16 protein-coding genes are annotated in these 19,635 nt (G+C 74.6%); 10 read left to right on the top strand and 6 right to left on the bottom strand.

Translation table 11 applies throughout. The features are described 5' to 3' along the window. Positions 1–127 precede the first annotated feature (127 nt). From DT057_RS27620 to DT057_RS27605, 4 genes are all read right to left on the bottom strand, one after another. Positions 128–574: an acyl-CoA thioesterase gene (locus tag DT057_RS27620; protein ID WP_128565301.1), complete on the bottom strand. Its 447-nt coding sequence runs from the start codon at positions 572–574 to the stop codon at positions 128–130. After that, entirely contained in the window at positions 571–2,424 is a 1,854-nt protein-coding gene (locus DT057_RS27615) for a feruloyl-CoA synthase (RefSeq protein WP_128565300.1), read from the bottom strand. Before DT057_RS27615 ends, DT057_RS27620 begins: the two co-directional genes overlap by 4 nt. A 5-nt stretch (positions 2,425–2,429) precedes the next feature. After that, positions 2,430–3,677: an ABC transporter substrate-binding protein gene (locus DT057_RS27610; RefSeq protein ID WP_128565299.1), complete on the bottom strand. Its 1,248-nt coding sequence runs from the start codon at positions 3,675–3,677 to the stop codon at positions 2,430–2,432. Positions 3,678–3,908: 231 nt separating this feature from the next. Next, on the bottom strand, positions 3,909–4,703 hold the full coding sequence (locus DT057_RS27605) for a crotonase/enoyl-CoA hydratase family protein (protein WP_128565298.1): 795 nt from the start codon (positions 4,701–4,703) through the stop codon (positions 3,909–3,911). 138 nt (positions 4,704–4,841) lie between these two features. Here DT057_RS27605 and DT057_RS27600 point away from each other — a divergent pair, with 138 nt between their 5' ends. The 3 genes from DT057_RS27600 (at position 4,842) to DT057_RS27590 (ending at position 7,305) form a co-directional block, all read left to right on the top strand. Further along, positions 4,842–5,813 (top strand): 3-hydroxyacyl-CoA dehydrogenase NAD-binding domain-containing protein, encoded by a 972-nt coding sequence (locus tag DT057_RS27600; RefSeq protein WP_162501528.1) that lies wholly within the window; start codon positions 4,842–4,844, stop codon positions 5,811–5,813. 28 nt (positions 5,814–5,841) lie between these two features. Further along, entirely contained in the window at positions 5,842–6,723 is an 882-nt protein-coding gene (locus tag DT057_RS27595; protein ID WP_128565297.1) for a beta-keto acid cleavage family enzyme, read from the top strand. A 111-nt stretch (positions 6,724–6,834) separates the two neighbouring features. After that, on the top strand, positions 6,835–7,305 hold the full coding sequence (locus tag DT057_RS27590; protein WP_128565296.1) for a DUF3237 domain-containing protein: 471 nt from the start codon (positions 6,835–6,837) through the stop codon (positions 7,303–7,305). A gap of 18 nt (positions 7,306–7,323) precedes the next feature. Here the strand turns inward: DT057_RS27590 and DT057_RS37305 are convergent, their stop codons facing one another. Further along, entirely contained in the window at positions 7,324–8,343 is a 1,020-nt protein-coding gene (locus DT057_RS37305; protein ID WP_162501527.1) for a PAS domain-containing protein, read from the bottom strand. Positions 8,344–9,000: 657 nt separating this feature from the next. Between DT057_RS37305 and DT057_RS35660 the strand changes: the two genes are divergently transcribed. The 4 genes from DT057_RS35660 (at position 9,001) to sorB (ending at position 11,943) form a co-directional block, all read left to right on the top strand. Continuing rightward, positions 9,001–9,147, top strand: coding sequence for a hypothetical protein (locus DT057_RS35660; RefSeq protein ID WP_162501526.1), 147 nt, complete (start codon positions 9,001–9,003; stop codon positions 9,145–9,147). 128 nt (positions 9,148–9,275) lie between these two features. Then, positions 9,276–10,316 (top strand): YeiH family protein, encoded by a 1,041-nt coding sequence (locus DT057_RS27580; protein ID WP_128565294.1) that lies wholly within the window; start codon positions 9,276–9,278, stop codon positions 10,314–10,316. A 104-nt stretch (positions 10,317–10,420) separates the two neighbouring features. Next, positions 10,421–11,629 (top strand): SorA family sulfite dehydrogenase catalytic subunit, encoded by a 1,209-nt coding sequence (gene sorA / locus DT057_RS27575; protein ID WP_128565293.1) that lies wholly within the window; start codon positions 10,421–10,423, stop codon positions 11,627–11,629. 8 nt (positions 11,630–11,637) lie between these two features. Then, positions 11,638–11,943, top strand: a complete 306-nt coding sequence (sorB, locus tag DT057_RS27570) for a SorB family sulfite dehydrogenase c-type cytochrome subunit (RefSeq protein WP_128565292.1) — start codon at positions 11,638–11,640, stop codon at positions 11,941–11,943. 56 nt (positions 11,944–11,999) lie between these two features. On the opposite strand, the gene mdeB is transcribed toward sorB, so the two are convergent. Next, positions 12,000–14,780, bottom strand: coding sequence for an alpha-ketoglutarate dehydrogenase (gene mdeB, locus DT057_RS27565; RefSeq protein ID WP_128565291.1), 2,781 nt, complete (start codon positions 14,778–14,780; stop codon positions 12,000–12,002). Between the two features lie 298 nt (positions 14,781–15,078). Here mdeB and gcvT point away from each other — a divergent pair, with 298 nt between their 5' ends. From gcvT to gcvP, 3 genes are all read left to right on the top strand, one after another. Then, complete coding sequence (gene gcvT / locus DT057_RS27560) at positions 15,079–16,242, top strand: glycine cleavage system aminomethyltransferase GcvT (protein WP_128565290.1); 1,164 nt, start codon at positions 15,079–15,081, stop codon at positions 16,240–16,242. 11 nt (positions 16,243–16,253) lie between these two features. Then, complete coding sequence (gene gcvH / locus DT057_RS27555; protein WP_128565289.1) at positions 16,254–16,616, top strand: glycine cleavage system protein GcvH; 363 nt, start codon at positions 16,254–16,256, stop codon at positions 16,614–16,616. Between the two features lie 63 nt (positions 16,617–16,679). Further along, entirely contained in the window at positions 16,680–19,529 is a 2,850-nt protein-coding gene (gcvP, locus tag DT057_RS27550) for an aminomethyl-transferring glycine dehydrogenase (protein WP_128565288.1), read from the top strand. Positions 19,530–19,635: the final 106 nt, after the last annotated feature.

The raw sequence follows: 19,635 nt of genomic DNA, 5'->3' as shown, positions 1-19,635 counted from the left end.
AGGCCCAGCAGGGCATCCTCCAGCTCCTGCGGTAGGCCGGGGCGGGACCGCGCCCGGGCGACGCGGACGGGCCGCCCCCGGCCGTTCGCGCCGCCCGGGCCCGGGCGCCCGCGCGGGGCGCGCCGCGTCACGCCCCGCGCAGGCGCCGCGCCAAGTCCTCCGGGATCGGCGCGGCCTTCATCCGGGTCCGGTCGTCCGGGTGGCGCCCGGCCCAGACCCGGCGCTCGCGGCCCTCGACCGCGAGCGCCCCGTCGTTGTGGAGGCGGTGGCGCACCGCGAAGCTCGAGCGCCCGACCTCGACCACCGTCGAGACGATCTCGACCCGGTCGCCGTAGCGCGACGGCTTGAGGAAGCGGGCGCCGGTATCCACCAGCGGGATGCCGATCAGGTCGTAGGCGGCCAGCATGGCGGGCTTGTCCAGCCCGGTCGCGGCCTCGCACAGCAGGGCCGTCGACCAGTCGAAGAACTCGAAGAAGCGCGGGTTGAAGACGATGCCGGCGGGGTCGCAATGGCCCCACTCGATCGTCAGCGCCCGCGCGACGCTGAAGCCCTCGCGGTCCTCGAGCGGGGTCATGCGGGCTCCGGGGTGACGAGGGCGGGCGCGAAGGGCTCGGCGTAGAGCAGCGCGACGGCCTCGGCCCGGCCGCGCAGCACGCCGCGCTGGTTGATCGAGCCCTTGTCGGTGACCTCGTCGCGGTCGAGGGCGGGCGGCTCGGCGAGCAGCAGCAGGCGGGCGACGCGGTTCGAGGAGCCGGTGGCCCCCCGGGCGAAGGCCGCGAGGCGGGCCGCGAACGCGCCCCGCACCGCCGGGTGGGCGAGGACGGCCCCGTCGTCGCCGGGCGCCCCGCAGAGGTCGCGGCAGGCGGCGAGGTCCGGGAACACCAGGGCGGCGACCTCGTCCCGGCCCTCGCCCGCGATCGCGACGTCGCGCACGAGCGGCTGGAAGGCGTCGAGGAACGCCGCCCGCAGGGGGCCGACGCTGACCCAGATGCCGGTGGTGAGCTTGAAATCCTCGTTCAGGCGCCCGTCGAAGGCGAAGCCCGCCTGCGGGTCGTCGGGATCGACCGGCACCAGGGCGTCGCCCAGGCGGTAGAAGCCCTCCTCGTCGAAGGCCGCGGCGGTCAGGCCGGGCCGGCGCCAGTAGCCCGGCGTGACGTTGGGACCGCGCACCCGGGCCTCGCGCTTGGCGCCGACGGGCGCCACCTTCAGGGCGACGCCCGCCGCCGGCAGGCCGACCTGGCCGGCGCGTCCGGGACGGTCGTCGGTGACGAGGGCGAGCGGCGCGGTCTCGGTCGCGCCGAGGCCGGTGATCATCGGCACCCGCCGGCCGATCGTGTCGAGGGCGAGGGCGTCGATGGCGTCCCAGACCGGCTGCGGCAGGCCGGACGCGGCGAAGAACGTCATCCTGAGCCGGCTGAAGAAGGTCTCCCGCAGGGCGCGGTCGGCCCGCAGGTGCGGCACCAGGGCCTCGAAGCCCTTCGGCACCGTGAGGTAGAGGGTCGGGGCGACCTCCCGCAGGGTGCGGACGGTCTCGTGGATGGCCGCCGGCGTCGGGCGGCCCTCGTCGATGTAGAGCGTGCCGCCGTTCGCCAGCACCAGGTTGAAGTTGTGGTTGCCCCCGAAGGTGTGGTGCCAGGGCAGCCAGTCCACCATCACGGGCGGCTCCTCGGCCAGCACGGGGAAGCGGGCCGCCAGCATCGCCTGGTTGGCCGCCAGCATCCGGTGGGTGTTGATCACCGCCTTCGGCACGCCCGTGGAGCCCGAGGTGAACAGGAGCTTGGCCACCGTGTCCGGGCCGACCGCCGCGTGCGCCCGGGCCACCGCGGGCGCGCCCGCCGCGGGTTCGCCCGCCACGGGCCAGCCCGCCGCGAGGTCGCCGAGCCGCGTCGCGGGCCGCCCGATCTCGGCGCGGTCGCCGACCGCCACCTCGGTGCCCGCCGGCACCGCCGCCGCGATGGCGCGCGCGTAGGCCCGGCCCTCGTCCGCGAAGACGAGGCCGGGGGTGAGGAGCTCCACGATCGCCCGCAGCCGGGCATGGTCCTGCGACACGGTGGAGTAGGCGGGCGAGACCGGCGCCACCGCCGCCCCCACGTGCAGGGCGGCGAGCGACAGCAGGGCGTGCGCGAGGCTGTTGCCCGACAGGATCATCAGGGGCCGCTCGGCCGAGAGGCCGCGCGCGACGAGGGCGGCGCCGAGGCGCTCGACCCGCGCCAGGGCCTCCCCGTAGGTGAGCCGCTCCCAGTCGCCGCCCCCGCGGCGCCGGGCCAGGAAGGTGCGGTCCGGGCTCTCGGCGGCGTGCCGGACGAGATGCGCGGTCAGGCGCTCCGGGTAGGGCGGGAGCGGGGTCGTCGCGGTGACGAGCAGGCTGCCGTCCGGCCGGGCGGCGAAGGCGTGGGCGCCGGGGCGCGGGAGGCTCGCGGCCATGGCGCTCAGCCCTTCACGAGCGGGCAGCCGCCGTCCGCGAGGGGGCGCCAGGCCTCGCCCGCCGGCACGGTCCGGACCGGCTTGAAGTAGTCCCAGCCGCCCCTGCTCTCGGCGGGCGTCTTGGTGGCGAGGAGGTACATCGGGTGGACCTTGCGCCCGTCGGCGCGGATCTCGCCGGGCCCGAAGATCGGGTCGTCCGTCGGCAGGGCCTTCATGGCGGCCACCACCGCCCGGCCGTCGCCCGCCTCCTTCACGCCCGCGAGCACCTTGAGGTAGTGCTCCACCGCCGAGTAGACGCCCGCCTGCATGTCGTTCGGCATGGCGTGGCGGGGGTGGCGCTCGGCGTAGCGCCGGGCGAAGGCCCGGGTGCCGTCGGTGAGGTCCCAGTAGTAGGGCGTGAGGATGTAGACACCCTGCGTCGCCTTCAGGCCGAGGGAGGGCATGTTGGTGATGTTGAGGATCAGCCCGGCCAGGCGCTGGCCCGGCGCGATGCCGAACTCCGCCGCCTGCTTGAGGGCGTTCGAGGTGTCGTCGCCGGCATTCGCCAGCCCGATCACGTCCGCGCCCGAGGCCTGGGCCTGGAGCAGGAACGACGAGAAGTCGCTGGAGCCGAGCGGGTGGCGGGCCGCGCCCTTCAGGCTGCCGCCCGCGGCCTTGACCTCCTCGGCGGCGCTCCCCTCCAGGTCTTTGCCGAAGGTGTAGTCGGCGGTGAGGAAGAACCAGCTCCTGGCGCCCTGCGCCACCAGGGCCTTGGCGAGGCCGTGCCCGAGGGACCAGGTGTCGTAGGTCCAGTGCACCGTGTTGGGCGAGCATTGCCGCCCGGTGAGCTCCGCCGTGCCGGCGCCCGAGCCGATGAAGACCTTGTTCTTCTCCCGCGCCAGGTTCGCGACCGCGAGCGCCACGGCCGAGTTCGGCACGTCCACGATCAGGTCGACGCCGTCCTGGTCGTACCAGCGCCGCGCGATGGCGGCGCCGATGTCGGTCTTGTTCTGGTGGTCGGCGGAGACGAGTTCGACCGGCCGGCCGGCCCCGGCGCCGAAATCCTCGATGGCGAGCTGGGCGGCGATGACCGAGCCCTGGCCCTGGTAGTCGGCGTAGGGCCCCGACATGTCGTTGAGCACCCCGATCCGCACCGGCCGCTCCGCCGCGCGGGCCGGCAGGGCGAGGGCGAGGAGCGCCGCGAGGGCCGGGGCGATCCGGCGGGCGGCGCTCGGGCGGGTCGAGGTCGGGCGTGTCGTGGTCGGGCGTTTCATGGGGGAGTTCCTCCGATGGTCTCTGGCGGTGTCGAACCGGACTTCGCGCCGGCTTGGGAAGCGTCGGGTTCGGCGCATGCGGGGCGCGCCACCCCGGGGCGGGGCGTCCCGCCCGGGGACGGTTGATCGGGCCCGGCCGCGCCGGGAAGGGGCCCCGGCGACCGCGCGGGCTCAGCGCCCCCAGCCGCGGCGGGTCCCGCGCCGCGGCTGGGGGAGGGGGGACTGCCGCGCCTACTCGCGCCGCACCTTCCTCGCGCGCCCCTCCAGGAACTCGGCGAGCCGGCGCTTGGCCTCCGCGTCGCTCTGGGCCACGGCCGTCATCAGCGCCTCCGTCAGGTAGCCGGTGGCCGGGTCCGCCTCGGCGATGCGCGGCAGGGCGTGGATCAGGGCGTAGTTGGTGAGCGGCGCGTTCTCGGCCGCCCGGGCGGCGAGGCGGATCGCGGTCTCCAGGCCCTCGCCCGCCGCCGCGAGGTAGTGCGAGATCCCGAGGCGCTCCCCGCTCTCGGCGTCGTGGACCCGGCCGGTCAGCATCATGTCGCGCATCCGCGACACCCCGATCAGCCGCGGCAGCCGCACCGAGGCGCCGCCGCCCACGAAGATGCCGCGCTGGCCCTCCGGCAGGGCGTAGAAGGCGGACGGCTCGGCCACCCGCAGGTGGGCCGAGAGCGCGAGCTCGAGCCCGCCGCCGATCACCGCGCCCTTGAGCGCCGCCACCACGGGCACGCGGCCGAACTCGATTTCCTGGAAGGCCCGGTGCCACATCCGCGAGTGCAGCATGCCGGCCGGCGCGTCCCGCTGCGTCAGCTCCGCGAGGTCGAGCCCGGCGCAGAAATGATCGCCCTCCGCGGCGATCACCAGCGCTCCCACGTCGTCGGGCAGGTTGCGGGCGATCCGCTCCAGGCCGAGGATCATGCCGTCGTCGAGGGCGTTGCGCTTGGCCGGCCGGCACAGCGTGACGATGGCGACCGCGTCCCGGCGCGCGACGCGCAGCGCCTCGCCCCCCAAGCCCGACAGGTCCTCCGGCATGGCGCGTCCTCCCGATTTTCACGTCCGGCCTGTTCGCGCCGGATTGCCAAACGTCGTTTGTAATGTGATATAACTATCTCGCCGGGTCAATCGGGCAGATGCACCGGGAACCAGATCCGGACCAGGGAGGGCGTCGCGATGATGGACGCGAGCGAGCCGGCCGGCGGCTACCGCACGGCGATCCGCCGGGTGGCGGTGATCGGCTGCGGCGTGATCGGGGCGTCGTGGGCGTCGCAGTTCCTGGCGCGGGGGCTCGACGTCGTGGCGAGCGACCCCGCCCCCGGCGCCGAGGCGCGCCTGCGCGCCGCGGTGGCCCGGCACTGGACGGCCCTGGCCGGCATCGGCCTGTCGGAGGGCGCGTCGCCCGAGCGCCTGCGCTTCGTGGCCGAGCCCGAGGCGGCCGCCGAGGGGGCCGACTTCGTGCAGGAGAACGGGCCGGAGCGCCTCGAGGTCAAGCGCGCGACCTTCGCCCGCCTCGACGCCGCCGCCCCGCCCGACGTGGTGCTGGCGACGAGCTCGTCGGGACTGATGCCGAGCGCGATCCAGGAGGCCTGCCGGCACCCGGGCCGGGTGCTGCTCGGCCATCCCTTCAACCCGCCCCACCTCGTGCCACTGGTCGAGGTGCTCGGGGGCGAGCGGACGCACGAGGGCGCGCTCGAGGCCGCGACGGCCTTCTACGCCGCCCTCGGCAAGCGGCCGATCCGGCTCAGGCGCGAGCTCGTCGGGCACGTCGCCAACCGCCTCCAGGCGGCGCTCTGGCGGGAGGCGTTCCACCTCATCGGCACGGGGGCCGCGACGGTCTCCGACATCGACGCGGCCATCGCCCACGGGCCGGGCCTGCGCTGGGCGCTCATGGGGCCGTGCCTGCTCAACCACCTCTCCGGCGGCGCGGGCGGGCTCGCCCACACCCTCGACCATCTCGGCCCGCTGATGGAGGCGATGTGGGCCGACCTCGGCGCGCCGCGCCTGACGCCGGAGCTGAAGGCGGCCCTCGTGGCGGGCCTCGGCGAGGCGCTCGCCGGGCGCGACGCGGACGCCATGGTGGCGCAGCGCGACGCCATCCTGATCGACCTGGTCCGGCGCAAGCGCGAGGCGCCCGACCTGCCGTGAGACGGTTTTCAACCCGGGAGGACAGACAATGGCCAAGGTGATCGTGACGGTGGCGCCCACGGGCGGGATGGCCTCGAAGGCGCAGAACCCCAACCTGCCGACCCAGCCCGAGGAGATCGCCGCGTCGGTGCACGCGTCCTGGAAGGAGGGCGCCGCCATCGCGGCCCTGCACGCGCGGCGCCCCGACGACGCGGCGACCTGCAACGCCGGGATCTATCGGCGCATCAACGGGCTGATCGGCGAGCGCTGCGACATCGTCATCAACAACTCGACCGGCGGCGGCTCGTCCGGCGACATGCTGGTGGAGCGGCCCGACGGGCTGTTCGAGTCGAGCTTCGAGGAGCGGCTGAAGGGCTGCGACGCCGGCGCCGAGATGGCGACCTTCGACGGCATGACCTTCGCCGACGTGCATGGCGGGCGCGAGATCTGCGTCATCACCACCCCGTCGCGCTGCGAGGCCCTGGCCAGGCGCATGCAGGAGCGCGGCATCAAGCCGGAATGGGAGGTGTTCGGCCCCCAGCACATCCTGCAGGACGTCACCCGGCTGATCGAGAAGGGCTACGACAAGCCGCCCTACTACATCAACATGGTGCTGGGCGCCGACAAGGGCTTCCAGGGCGCCATGCCGTACTCGCACGACATCCTGGCGGCGATGATCCGGATGCTGCCGCCGCAATCGATCTTCTGCGTCTCCGGCATCGGCCCGGCGCAGCTGCCCGCGACCACGCAGGCGATCCTGCTCGGCGGCCACGTCCGTGTCGGGCTCGAGGACAACAACTACTACGCCCGGGGCCAGCTCGCGACGAACGAGCAGCTCGTCGCCCGCACGGTGCGGATCATCGCGGAGCTCGGCCACGAGCCGACGACGCCTTCGGAAGCCCGGGACATCCTGGGCCTGCCGGCGCGCTGAGCCTGCGCGGGCGCGGGCCCAGGCGCCCGCGCCGGCGGGGCCCTCGCACCGCGGCACCCGCGACCCCCGCAACCACGACGCCACGGAGCGCGACCCGATGAGCCCGACCCGATGAGCGCGACCCTGCCCGTCCCGACCCTCGAGCACGTCTTCGACGCCGAGATCGCGGTCGCGGCGCCCTGCGAGGTGGGGCTCACGGCCTCGGGCGCCCGGCGGGTGATCGCCATCACGGGCGGGCGCGTGTCCGGGCCGGCGCTCCGCGGCCGGGTGCTGGCCGGCGGGGCCGACTACCAGACCATCGCGGCCGACGGGCTCACGCACCTGCACGCCCGCTACGTGATCGAGGCCGAGGACGGCGCCCGGGTCTACGTCGAGAACACCGGCCTGCGCTTCGGGCCCGCGGAGGCGCTGGAGCGGATCCGGCGGGGCGAGCCGGTCGACCCGGCCCTGATCTACTTCCGCACCGTGCCGCGCTTCGAGACCGCCGCGCCCCGCCTCGCCTGGATGGCCGCCAGCCTGTTCCTCGCGACGGGCGCCCGCGCCCCCGACCACGTCGCCCTGAGCGTCTTCCGGGTCGGGTGAGCCCGGGGGGCCGGCCCCTCACCGCACCCGGGCGACCGCGACGGTGTTGCCGTCGATGAGCGTGAACAGGATGCCGGCCGAGCGCAGGGTGGCGAGGACGATGGGGCGGCTGCGGGAGCCCGCGCCCTCCGCGTCCTCCTCCAGGCGCCGGACGGTCGACAGCGACAGGCCGCTCGCCTGGGCGAGGTCGTTCAGGGTCCAGTCGAGGAGCCCCCGGGCGGCGCGCAGGTGGCGGCCCTCGACCGCCTGGTCGAGGCCCCGCCGGACGGGGTTCTGCGCGTCCGCCGACAGGTTCGCCGACAGGGGCGCGACCACGAGGGTCCAGCTCTCGATGGCGCCCGCGGCGTCGCGCAGCGGCACCAGGGTCATCCGGAAGGGCGCCCGGCCGCCGCCCGCGATGCGCAGGGTCGGCGTGACGCTGTAGGGCTTGCCGGCCGCGTACAGCCGCGGCACCTCCTGGCGCCAGCGCGCATGCTCCTCCGGGATCGCCGGCGCGACCCAGTCCTCCCGCAGGTCCTCGCGCCGCAGGCCCGTCAGCGCCAGGAATTCCGGCCCGAACTCGAGGAACGGGACCACGGTCTCGGTGTAGATGAAGACCTGCGCCTGCCGCGAGAGGGCGAGGCGCCGCTGCTGCTCGGCCCGCTGGATCTCGACGAGCCGCTCCCGGTCGGTGGCGTCGATGACCACGCCCGCCGCGGAGGTCGGCTGTCCGTCCGGGCTGAAGTACACCTCCCCGCGGCTGACCACCGCCCGCATCCGTCCGTCGGGACGGATGATGCGGACCGTGTGCTCGCCGATGACGCCCCCCTGCACCACCTGGGCGACGTCCTCGAGGGTGTCCCGGTCGTCGGGATGGACGAGGCTCAGGAGCAGGGCGTAATCCGCCTCGACGCTCTCCGGCAGGCCCAGGATGCGGTAGAGGCCGGGCGACCAGACCTGCTCACCGGTGCGGAAGCGCCAGCCCCAGGTGCCGGTGAGGCCGAACCCCTCCAGCAGCCTCATGAACTCGCCGGACGAGAAGGCGAGCGGGTCGCTCACGGGCGGCAGGCTTTCGCGCCGGCCGCCCGCCGCCGCGGGGCCGGGCCGCGCCGGCGTCGCGCGGCGCCTCGGCGCGGCGGGTGCGCGCATGATGGCGCAAGGGTCGCTGTCTCTGCCATGGCTTTGCTTGCGGGACCGCAGGGCCCCGGATCGATGCTTGCATGACCCTGCGGAATGGAGCGGGGCCGGGGCCGGGGCAACATGCCATGAGCTTGGGGTTCCGGGGCTTGGATTGCAAGTCTCGGGTTCCAGGGCTTGGCTTCCAGGGCTCGTGTTCCGGAGCTCCGCCGGCGCCCCAGCGCGGGCCGCGCCCCGGCCCGCCTGATCGCGCGGCCCGCCCGCCGCAGCGGCAGGGATCAGGTTTAAGAAAAATCTTCTTCTAGATGACGCTGACGCAGCAATACCTATCTCCCTGACGGCGTAAAAACGAAAACGTCGCCTATTGATGGCGACGAGGTCCGCGACCTATCTAAGACGGCCCGGCGCGCGTCCCCGGGTCAACGGTCTCAAGGTCCGGTCATGCGCCCTGCCATCTTCGATCCGTTCGGCGAGCGCCTGGATCTACAGCCCCGGCCGGGCGCCTCCCCGGGCCGGGACTGCGTTTCTGCCGAATCCGTCTCTCAGGATTCCGCGGGCGGGCGCCGCCGCGGCGCCTGGATGCGCCGCAGGGTCGGCCTCGTCGTGTTCTGGGTCCTGGCGGCCGGCCTGATCACCGCGCGGGGCGTCTTCTTCGATCCCAGCACCGCCTTCAGGCCGCACGCCCCCGCGCGGCTCGCAGCGAGCGCCGAGCCCCTGGTGCGCTGAGCGCTCAGACCCCGCCCGCACCGTCCTGAGCCGGGCCGCGGGCTTGGGGGCCTCCCCGAACGATCTGGACGCCTCGTCCCGCGGGCTCTAGTGCCTTGGCGGGCGCCGGCGCGCGGACGGGGAGCACGATGGGGCGGGCGGCGGCCTTAGGCCGGTATGCGGCGGCGCGGCTGCCCGGATTCGCCCTCTGCGTCGCCGTCACGGCGGCGGCGAGCCTCGTCCAGGCCCTGGAGGAGCGGGTCGTCCACCACCCCTACGTCGAGGCGCTGGTGATCGCGATCCTGATGGGCATCGCGATCCGCTCGGCCTGGGAGCCGGGGCCGCGCTGGCGCGTCGGCATCGCGTTCAGCGCCAAGCAGCTCCTCGAGGTCGCCGTGATGCTGCTCGGCGCCTCGATCAGCCTCGCGGCGCTCGTCGCCTCCGGCCCGGCCCTCCTCGGCGGCATCGTCGCCACGGTGGCGCTGACCCTCGCGGCGAGCTGCGGCATCGCCCGCCTGCTCGGGCTGCCGGCCCGGATCTCGATCCTGATCGCCTGCGGCAACGCCATCTGCGGCAACTCCGCCATCGCGGCGGTCGCGCCGGTGATCGGCGCGAGCGGCGACGACGTCGCCTCCTCGATCGCCTTCACGGCCATCCTGGGCGTGCTGGTGGTGCTGGGGCTGCCCCTGCTGATCCCGCTCCTCGGCGTCTCGCCTGTCCAGTACGGCGTGCTCGCCGGCCTCACCGTCTACGCGGTGCCCCAGGTGCTCGCCGCCACCGTGCCGGTCAGCCTCGTCAGCACGCAGGTCGGCACCCTCGTCAAGCTGGTGCGGGTGCTGATGCTCGGCCCCGTGGTCCTGGGCCTCTCGCTCCTGGCGCCGCGCCTGCGGGGGGCTGAGGCCGGGGCGGCCGGGCGGCCCGGCTTCTTCAAGCTGGTGCCCTGGTTCATCCTCGGCTTCCTGGTGCTGGCCGCGGCCCGCTCGCTCGGGCTCGTGCCGGACCCGGCCCTCGGCCCGCTGACCCGGGGCGCCGGCCTGCTGACGGTGGTCTCGATGGCGGCGCTCGGGCTCGGGGTCGACGTGCGGGTGGTGGCCCGCGTCGGCGCCCGGGTCACCCTGGCGGTGACCGCCTCGCTCCTGGTCCTGCTCCTGATCAGCCTGGCGCTCGTGTACGGCCTCGGCATCCCCTGAGGGGCCTCCCGTCGCCCCCCGCCGGGGCCCGGCCGCGGCGGATGCCCTTGCGTCCGGGGCCGCCCCGGCGTGAGATGGCGCGACGCCCCAGGGAGGATGGTCCGATGCGCGAGACGAACTGGAACCGCCGGCAGCTCCTGCGCGCCGCCGGCGCCGGGCTGCTGGCCGCCGGGCCCGCGTCCCGGGCCCTGGCGGAGGAGGTCCGGCTGCCCTTCGCCAACGGCGAGCGGCCGCTCGTGCGCTACCCGGGCAAGCGGCCGATGATCCTCCAGACCGCGCGCCCGCCCCAGCTCGAGACCCCGTTCGCGGTGTTCGACGAGGGCGCGATCACCCCCAACGACGCCTTCTTCGTGCGCTACCACCTGGCGGGCCTGCCGGAGGAGATCGACGGCGACGCCCACCGGATCGCCGTCGCCGGCAAGGTCGAGCGGCCCCTGTCCCTGTCCCTGGCCGACCTCAAGGCCTTCGAGCCGGTCGAGATCACGGCCGTCAACCAGTGCTCGGGCAACAGCCGCGGCTTCTCCGAGCCGCGGGTCGCCGGGGGGCAGCTCGGCAACGGCGCCATGGGCAACGCCCGCTGGCGCGGCGTCCCCTTGCGGGCGGTGCTCGAGCGGGCCGGCGTGCGGGCCGGCGCCCGGCAGGTCACCTTCGGGGGGCTCGACCAGCCCGTCGTCGAGGCCACGCCCGACTTCGTCAAGGCGCTCGACATCGACCACGCCCGCGACGGCGAGGTGATGCTGGCCTACGCGATGAACGGCCAGGACCTGCCCTTCCTCAACGGCTACCCGGTCCGCCTCGTGGTGCCGGGCCATTACGGCACCTACTGGGTCAAGCACCTCGACGCCGTCACGGTCGTCGACGGCGTCTACGACGGCTTCTGGATGAAGTCGGCCTACCGCATCCCCGCCAACCCGTGCGCCTGCACCGAGCCCGGCGCGGCGCCCACCGCCACCGTGCCGATCAACCGCCTCCCGGTGCGCTCCTTCGTCACCAATCTCGCGGACGGGGCCGCCGTCGCGGCGAACCGCGCGGCCGTCCTGCGGGGCATCGCCTTCGACGGCGGCGCCGGCATCGCGGAGGTGCTGGTGTCGGGCGACGGCGGTCGCAGCTGGGCCGGGGCGAGCCTCGGCCCGGACCTCGGCCGCTACGCCTTCCGGACCTGGCAGGCCTCCCTGACCCTGCCGCCCGGCGACCACCGGGTGAAGGTGCGGGCGATCAACCGGAACGGGCAGTCGCAGCCGGACGCGGCGCTCTGGAACCCGGCCGGCTACCTGCGCAACGTGGTCGAGACCACCCGGCTGCGCGCGGCATGAGGACAGCGATGCTGCGGATCGCCGGATCGGCCCTCCTCGCCCTCCTCGCCGCCCTCACGGCCGCCGCCTGGGCGGCGCCCGTGAGCTATCCCCTGCCCGAGGCGCAGGCCGCCTTCCGGGACGGGCCCGGCGCCGACGTCGCGCGGGCGAACTGCGCCGCCTGCCACTCGGCCGACTACATCGCGACCCAGCCCCCGCGCCAGGGCCGCGCCTTCTGGGCCGCCGAGGTCACCAAGATGATCAAGGTCTACGGCGCCCCGGTCGACGAGACCGACGCCCTAGCCATCACCGACTACCTGGCGGCGACCTACTGAGGGGCGCGGCCGTCCCGGGTCCCGGTGGCGGGGCCCCGGGGCGGCCCGGGGGGCCGTCACACCGTCCAGGGGGCCGGGGCGTCGGGGCGCAGGCCGTAGCGGGCGATGGCCTCGGCCACCCGGGCCCGGTCGAGGCTCCCCTCGTCGGCGAGGGCCGAGAGCGCCGCCACCGCGACGTGGTGCCGGTCGACCTCGAAGAACGCCCGCAGCGCGCTGCGGGTGTCGCTGCGCCCGAAGCCGTCGGTGCCGAGGGCCACGAACCGGGCCGGCACCGAGGCGGCGATGAGCTGCGGGTAGGCCCGGACGTAGTCGGTGGCGGCGATCACCGGCGCGGGCCCGGCGAGGGCCTCCGCCACGAGGCTCCTGGCGGCCGGCGCGCCGGGGTTGAGCATCGCGGCGCGCTCGGCCGCCCGGGCGTCGCGGGCGAGCTCGCTGAAGCTCGTGACGCTGTGGACCTCGCAGGCCACGCCCCACTCCTCCGCCAGGAGGCGCGCCGCCGCGATCACCTCCGGCAGGATCGCGCCGGAGCCGAGGAGCCGCACGGCCGGCTCGCCCGCCCCGTAGCCGGCGAACCGGTACATCCCCCGGATGATGCCCTCGCGCGCGCCCTCCGGCATCGAGGGCTGGGCGTAGGACTCGTTCATGGCCGTGACGTAGTAGAAGGTGTCCTCGTCCCGCTCCATCATGGCGCGGGCGCCGTGGTCGAGGATCACCGCCATCTCGTAGGCGAAGGCCGGGTCGTAGGCGCGGCAGTTCGGGATCGTCGAGGCGATCAGGTGGCTGGAGCCGTCCTGGTGCTGGAGCCCCTCGCCGCCGAGCGTCGTGCGGCCGGCGGTGGCGCCGATCAGGAACCCGCGGGCGCGCTGGTCGGCGGCGGCCCAGATCAGGTCGCCGACGCGCTGGAAGCCGAACATCGAGTAGTAGATGTAGAACGGCAGCATCGCGAGGCCGTGGACGCTGTAGGACGTCGCGGCCGCGGCCCAGGACGAGATCGCGCCCGCCTCCGTGATGCCCTCCTCCAGGAGCTGCCCGTCCTTCGCCTCCTTGTAGTAGAGCATCGAGCCGGCATCCTCCGGCTCGTAGAGCTGGCCGACCGGCGAGTAGATGCCGACCTGCCGGAACAGGTTCGCCATGCCGAAGGTGCGGGCCTCGTCGGCGACGATCGGCACGATGCGCGGCCCGAGCTCCTTGGTCTTGATCAGGTTGCCGAACAGCCGCACCGCCGCCGTCGTGGTCGACATCTCCTTGCCGTCCGCCTCGAGCGCGAAGGCGGCGTAGCTCGGGAGCGGCGGCACCGCGACGTGCGGCGCGCTGCGGCGCCGGCGCGGCAGGACGCCGCCGAGGGCCTCGCGCCGCTCCCGCAGGTAGGTGAGCTCGCGGCTCCCCTCCTCGGGCTTGCAGAAGTCGAGGCGCTCCACCTCCGCGTCGGTGAGCGGCAGCGCGAAGCGGTCCCGGAACGCCTTCAGGGCCTCGACGTCGAGCTTCTTGGCCTGGTGGGCGGTCATGCGCGACTCGCCCGCCCCGCCCATGCCGTAGCCCTTCTTGGTCTTGGCCAGGATCACGGTCGGGCGGTCCTTCGTGGCCTTGGCGGCCGCGAAGGCCGCGAACAGCTTGCGGAAGTCGTGGCCGCCGCGCTTGAGCCGGTCGACGTCGGAATCCGACATGTGGGCCACGAGCGCGCGCACCTCCTCGTCCTCGCCGAAGAAGTGGGCGAGGTTGTAGGCGCCGTCCTTGGCCCCGAGGGTCTGGTACTTGCCGTCCACCGTGGCGGCGAAGCGGCGCAGGAGGGCGTGGTTGGTGTCGCGGGCGAAGATCGCGTCCCACTCCGAGCCCCACAGCACCTTGACGACGTTCCAGCCGGCGCCGCGAAAGACGCTCTCGAGCTCCTGGATGATCTGGCCGTTGCCGCGCACCGGCCCGTCGAGGCGCTGCAGGTTGCAGTTGATCACGAAGGTCAGGTTGTCGAGCTTCTCCCGCGCCGCCAGGGTGAGGGCGCCGATGGATTCGGGCTCGTCCATCTCGCCGTCGCCGAACACGCCCCAGACGTGCCGGCCGGCCGTGTCGGCGAGGCCGCGGTCCGCGAGGTAGCGCATGAAGCGCGCCTGGTAGATCGCGTTGATCGGCCCGATGCCCATCGAGCCCGTCGGCACCTGCCAGAAATCCGGCATCAGCCAGGGATGGGGGTAGGAGCACAGGCCCTCGCCGGCGATCTCCTGCCGGTAGTGCCGGAGGTTGGTCTCCGAGAGGCGCCCCTCCAGGAAGGCCCGGGCGTAGACGCCGGGGGCCGAGTGGGGCTGGAAGAACACGAGGTCGGCGCCCGCGCCGCTCGCGTCGCCGGCCCGGAAGAAGTGGTTGAAGCCGAGCTCGAAGATCTCGGCCGCCGAGGCGTAGCTCGCGACGTGGCCGCCGAGCTCGCCGTAGGCCATGTTGGCCCGCACCACCATGGCGAGCGCGTTCCAGCGCATGATCGAGGTCAGGCGCTCCTCGACCGCGAGGTCGCCCGGATAGGGCGGCTGCTTCTCGAGCGGGATGGTGTTGCGGTAGGGCGAGTAGGGCGGCGCCTCCTCGACGATGCCGATCTCGCGCGCCTTCTGCTCCAGGCGGTCGAGGAGGAAGCGCGCCCGGGCCGCGCCGCCGTGGCGCAGGACGGATTCGAGGGAGGCGAGCCAGTCGGCGGTCTCGGCCGGGTCGGGGTCGGCCACGCCGCGGGGCCCGAGGATGGGCTGGCCCCCGGGCTGGGGGGCCTGGGCGTGGGCGGCCTGGATCTGGGCGGCCTGGGGCTGGTTCTCGTTCACCGGCGGGGAGCCGGCCGGGATCGGCTTGGCGCTGGCGCTCATCGGGTCTCTCCTCCCTTGCGCCGCGCCGGCACGCGGCGCGGCGTCGCCACGGATGGTGCACCATGTGCCCCGGCGCGCGGGCGTTTCGCAAAAGGAATCGGCGGGCGGGCCCCGCGCTGCTCCCTCGTGACGCGGGCCGCACGCTCCGGGATGGCGCCCGCCCGGCCGTTGAACTAGTGTCGCGCCCGAAGTCGGGCCGTGCGGGGCCGACCTCCATCGGGGCGACCCGCCGCCGTTCCGGCGCGGGCGCGAGGAGGCCGGCTGCCCTGCGCCCGCCCTGCGCGAGGGAGCCTCCCGGATGAGTGTCGACACGGCCGCCGTGCCGAGCCTGCGCGAGACGCCGCTCCACGGGCTGCACCGGGACGCGGGCGCCCGGATGGTGCCCTTCGCCGGCTACGCGATGCCGCTGCAATACCCGCTCGGCCTCCTCAAGGAGCACCTGCACACCCGGCAGGCGGCGGGCCTGTTCGATGTCTCCCACATGGGGCAGATCGCGGTCCGGCCGCGCTCCGGCGCCATGGCGGACGCCGCCCGGGCGCTCGAGACCGTGCTGCCGGTCGACGTCCTCGGCCTCGCCCCCGGGCGCCAGCGCTACGGGCTGCTCACGAGCCAGGCCGGCGGCATCCTGGACGACCTGATGCTCGCCCATCTCGGCGACCACTACCTGCTCGTGGTCAACGCCGCCAACAAGGCCTCCGACCTCGCCCACCTCCTCGACGCGGTCGGGCAGGATTGCGAGGTCGAGGCGCTGGACCGGGCGCTGATCGCCCTCCAGGGGCCGGGGGCGGAGGCGGCGCTGGCCCGGCTCGTGCCGGAGGCCGGCGCCATGCGCTTCATGGATGCGCGCCGGGTGACGGTCGGGGACGGGGAGGCGGCCCGCGAGGCGGTCGTGGTCCGCTCCGGCTACACCGGCGAGGACGGGTTCGAGATCGCGCTGCCGGCCGATGCGGCCGTGGCCTTCACGCGCGCGCTCCTCGCCGACGCGGGCGTGCGGCCGGCGGGCCTCGGCGCCCGCGATTCCCTGCGGCTCGAGGCGGGCCTCTGCCTGCACGGCTCGGACATCGACCCCGGCACCACGCCGGCCGAGGCCGGCCTCGCCTGGGCGATCCCGAAGGTGCGCCGCCGCGGCGGCGCCCGCGAGGGCGGCTTCCCGGGCGCGGCCCGCATCCTGCAGGAGATCGCCGAGGGGCCGGCGCGCCTGCGGGTCGGCCTGCGGCCGGAGGGCCGCACCCCGGTGCGGGCCGGCGCCGCGCTGTTTCCCGACGAGGCCGCGGCCGAGCCGGTCGGCGCCGTGACCTCGGGCGGCTTCGGGCCGAGCCTGGAGGCGCCCGTGGCGATGGGCTACCTGCCGGCGGCCCTCGCGGTGCCCGGCACGCGGCTCTTCGCCGAGGTCCGCGGCCAGCGCCTCCCCGTCGCGGTCGCGGGCCTGCCGTTCCGCCCCGCCGGCTTCAAGCGCACCTGAAGGAGACAGCGATGCTGAAATACACCGACGAGCACGAGTGGCTGCGCCTCGACGGGGAGGTCGCGACGGTCGGCATCACCGACCACGCCGCCGAGCAGCTCGGCGACCTCGTCTTCGTCGAGCTGCCGAAGGTCGGCGCGCGCCTGACCCGGGGCGCCGCCGCCGCGGTGGTCGAATCGGTCAAGGCCGCCTCCGACGTCTACGCGCCCCTCGACGGCGAGGTGACGGAGGTGAACGAGGCCGCGGTGCAGGACCCCGCCACGATCGGCACCGATCCGCAGGGCGCCGGCTGGCTCTACCGGATGCGCGTCGCCGATGCGGGCCAGCTCGACGGCCTGATGGACGAGGCGGCCTACCGGGCCTTCGTGGCCTGAGGCCCGCGGCCCCGACGCAGCAGGGCCTCCCCGACGAGCGCGGCCCGAGGAGACGGACGACAGATGCCCGCGGACAAGTACGACCCCTACGACTTCGCCAATCGCCGCCACATCGGGCCCTCGGTCGACGAGATCGCCCGGATGCTGGAGACCGTCGGCGCCCCGACCCTGCACGCGCTGATCGACGAGACCATCCCGGAGGGCATTCGCCAGGCCGAGCGCATCGATTTCGGGGTCGCCCTGTCCGAGCGCCGGGCGATCGAGCGCCTGCGGGCCACCGCCAACAAGAACCGGCTCCTGACCTCGCTGATCGGCCAGGGCTACCACGGCACCACCATGCCGCCGGCGATCCAGCGCAACATCTTCGAGAACCCGGCCTGGTACACGGCCTACTCGCCCTACCAGCCCGAGATCAGCCAGGGCCGGCTCGAGGCGCTGCTGAACTACCAGACCGCCGTGAGCGACCTCACGGGCCTCGACATCGCCAACGCCTCCCTGCTCGACGAGGCGACCGCGGCGGCCGAGGCCATGGGCATGGCCCGCCGGATCGCTTCCGCGGGGGCCGAGGCGTTCTTCGTCGATGCCGAGTGCCTGCCCCAGACCCTCGCGGTCCTGCGGACCCGGGCCGAGCCGCTCGGCTGGGAGATCGTCGTCGGCGACCCCTTCACCGATCTCGACCCGGCCCGCGTGTTCGGGGCGATCTTCCAGTACCCGGGCGTGCGCGGCGCCCTCCACGACTACACGGACGTGATCGCGCGCCTGCACGCGGCCGGCGCGGTCGCCGTGATGGCGGCCGACCCCCTCGCCCTCACCCTGCTGAAGCCGCCCGGCGAGATGGGCGCCGACATCGCGGTCGGCTCGATGCAGCGCTTCGGCGTGCCCATGGGCTACGGCGGCCCCCACGCCGCCTACATGGCGACCCGCGACGCCCACAAGCGGGCGCTGCCGGGGCGCATCGTCGGCGTCTCGGTGGATTCCCGCGGCAACCGGGCCTACCGGCTCTCGCTCCAGACCCGCGAGCAGCACATCCGCCGCGAGAAGGCGACCTCGAACATCTGCACGAGCCAGGTGCTGCTCGCCGTCATCGCGTCGATGTACGCGGTGTTCCACGGCCCCCGCGGCCTCAAGGCCATCGCGATGCGCATCCACCGCGACGCGACCCGCCTCGCCGAGGGCCTGGCCTCGCTCGGCTTCAGGACGCACCCGGAGGCCTTCTTCGACACCGTCACGGTGGAGGTCGGGGCGTTCCAGGGCGTGATCCTCAAGAACGCGGTGGCGAACGGCGTCAACCTGCGCAAGGTCGGCAGCGACCGCATCGGCATCACGCTCGACGAGCGCACCCGGCCCGACATCGTCGAGGCGGTCTGGCGCGCCTTCGGGGGCGACCACCTGCGCTACGACGAGGCCTGGCCCGAGCCGCGCCTGCCCGGGGACCTCGTCCGCACCTCGGCCTACCTCACGCACCCGATCTTCCACATGAACCGGGCCGAGAGCGAGATGACGCGCTACATGCGCCGCCTCGCCGACCGGGACCTCGCCCTCGACCGGGCCATGATCCCGCTGGGCTCCTGCACCATGAAGCTCAACGCCACGGCCGAGATGCTGCCGATCTCCTGGCCGGAATTCTCGGAGCTGCATCCCTTCGCGCCCAGGGACCAGGCCGAGGGCTACGCCGAGCTCATCGCCGACCTCTCGGCGAAGCTCGCCGCGGTCACGGGCTACGACGCCATCTCGATGCAGCCGAACTCGGGGGCGCAGGGCGAGTACGCGGGGCTGCTCGCCATCCGGGCCTACCACCTCTCGCGGGGCGACCGGCACCGCACGGTCTGCCTGATCCCGTCCTCGGCCCACGGCACCAACCCGGCCTCGGCGCAGATGTGCGGCATGACCGTCGTGGTGGTCGGCGCCGACCGGCACGGCAACGTCGACGTCGCCGACTTCCGGGACAAGGCCGAGGCCCACGGCCCGAACCTCGCCGCCTGCATGATCACCTACCCGTCGACCCACGGCGTGTTCGAGGAGGCGGTGCGCGAGCTCTGCGCGATCACCCACGCCCACGGCGGCCAGGTCTACCTCGACGGCGCCAACCTCAACGCCCTCGTCGGCCTCGCCCGGCCCGGCGACATCGGGGCCGACGTCGGCCACATCAACCTGCACAAGACGTTCTGCATCCCGCACGGCGGCGGCGGGCCCGGCATGGGCCCCATCGGCGTCAAGGCGCACCTGATCCCGTTCCTGCCCGGCCACCCGGAGACGGACGGGCGGGACTTCTCGGTCTCGGCCGCGCCCTACGGCTCGGCCTCGATCCTGCCGATCTCCTGGAGCTACTGCCTGCTGATGGGCGGGCGCGGCCTGACCCAGGCGACCCGGATCGCGATCCTCAACGCCAACTACATCGCCCGGCGCCTCGAGGGCGCCTACGCGGTGCTCTACACCGGCGTGAACGGCCGGGTCGCGCACGAGTGCATCATCGACGCCCGCCCGCTGATGAAGAGCGCCGGGATCAGCGTCGAGGACATCGCCAAGCGCCTGATCGATTGCGGCTTCCACCCGCCGACGATGAGCTGGCCGGTGGCCGGCACGCTGATGATCGAGCCGACCGAGTCCGAGACCAAGGGCGAGATCGACCGCTTCTGCGACGCCATGCTGGCGATCCGCGAGGAGATCCGGGCGATCGAGGAGGGCCGGATGGACCGGGCCAGCAACCCGCTCAAGAACGCCCCCCACACGGTCGAGGACTTGGTCGGCCCCTGGGAGCGGCCCTATTCCCGCGAGGAGGCCTGCTTCCCGGCCGGCGCCTTCCGGGTCGACAAGTACTGGCCCCCGGTCAACCGGGTCGACAACGCCTACGGCGACCGCAACCTCGTCTGCGCCTGCCCGCCGGTGGAGAGCTACATGAAGGCGGCGGAGTAGCGAGGGAGGCCGCGGCCGCGCCTCAGGGCGCCGCCGGCTCCCCGCGGCCGGCCGGGCGGGCGGTCTCCCGGGCGGCCGCCAGGAAGTGCCGGCGCCGCGCCGCGGC

Source organism: Methylobacterium crusticola, from assembly GCF_003574465.1.
Taxonomy (GTDB): domain Bacteria; phylum Pseudomonadota; class Alphaproteobacteria; order Rhizobiales; family Beijerinckiaceae; genus Methylobacterium; species Methylobacterium crusticola.
Note: the sequence above shows the minus strand (reverse complement) of the source record. Positions and strands in the feature narration are given on the sequence as shown.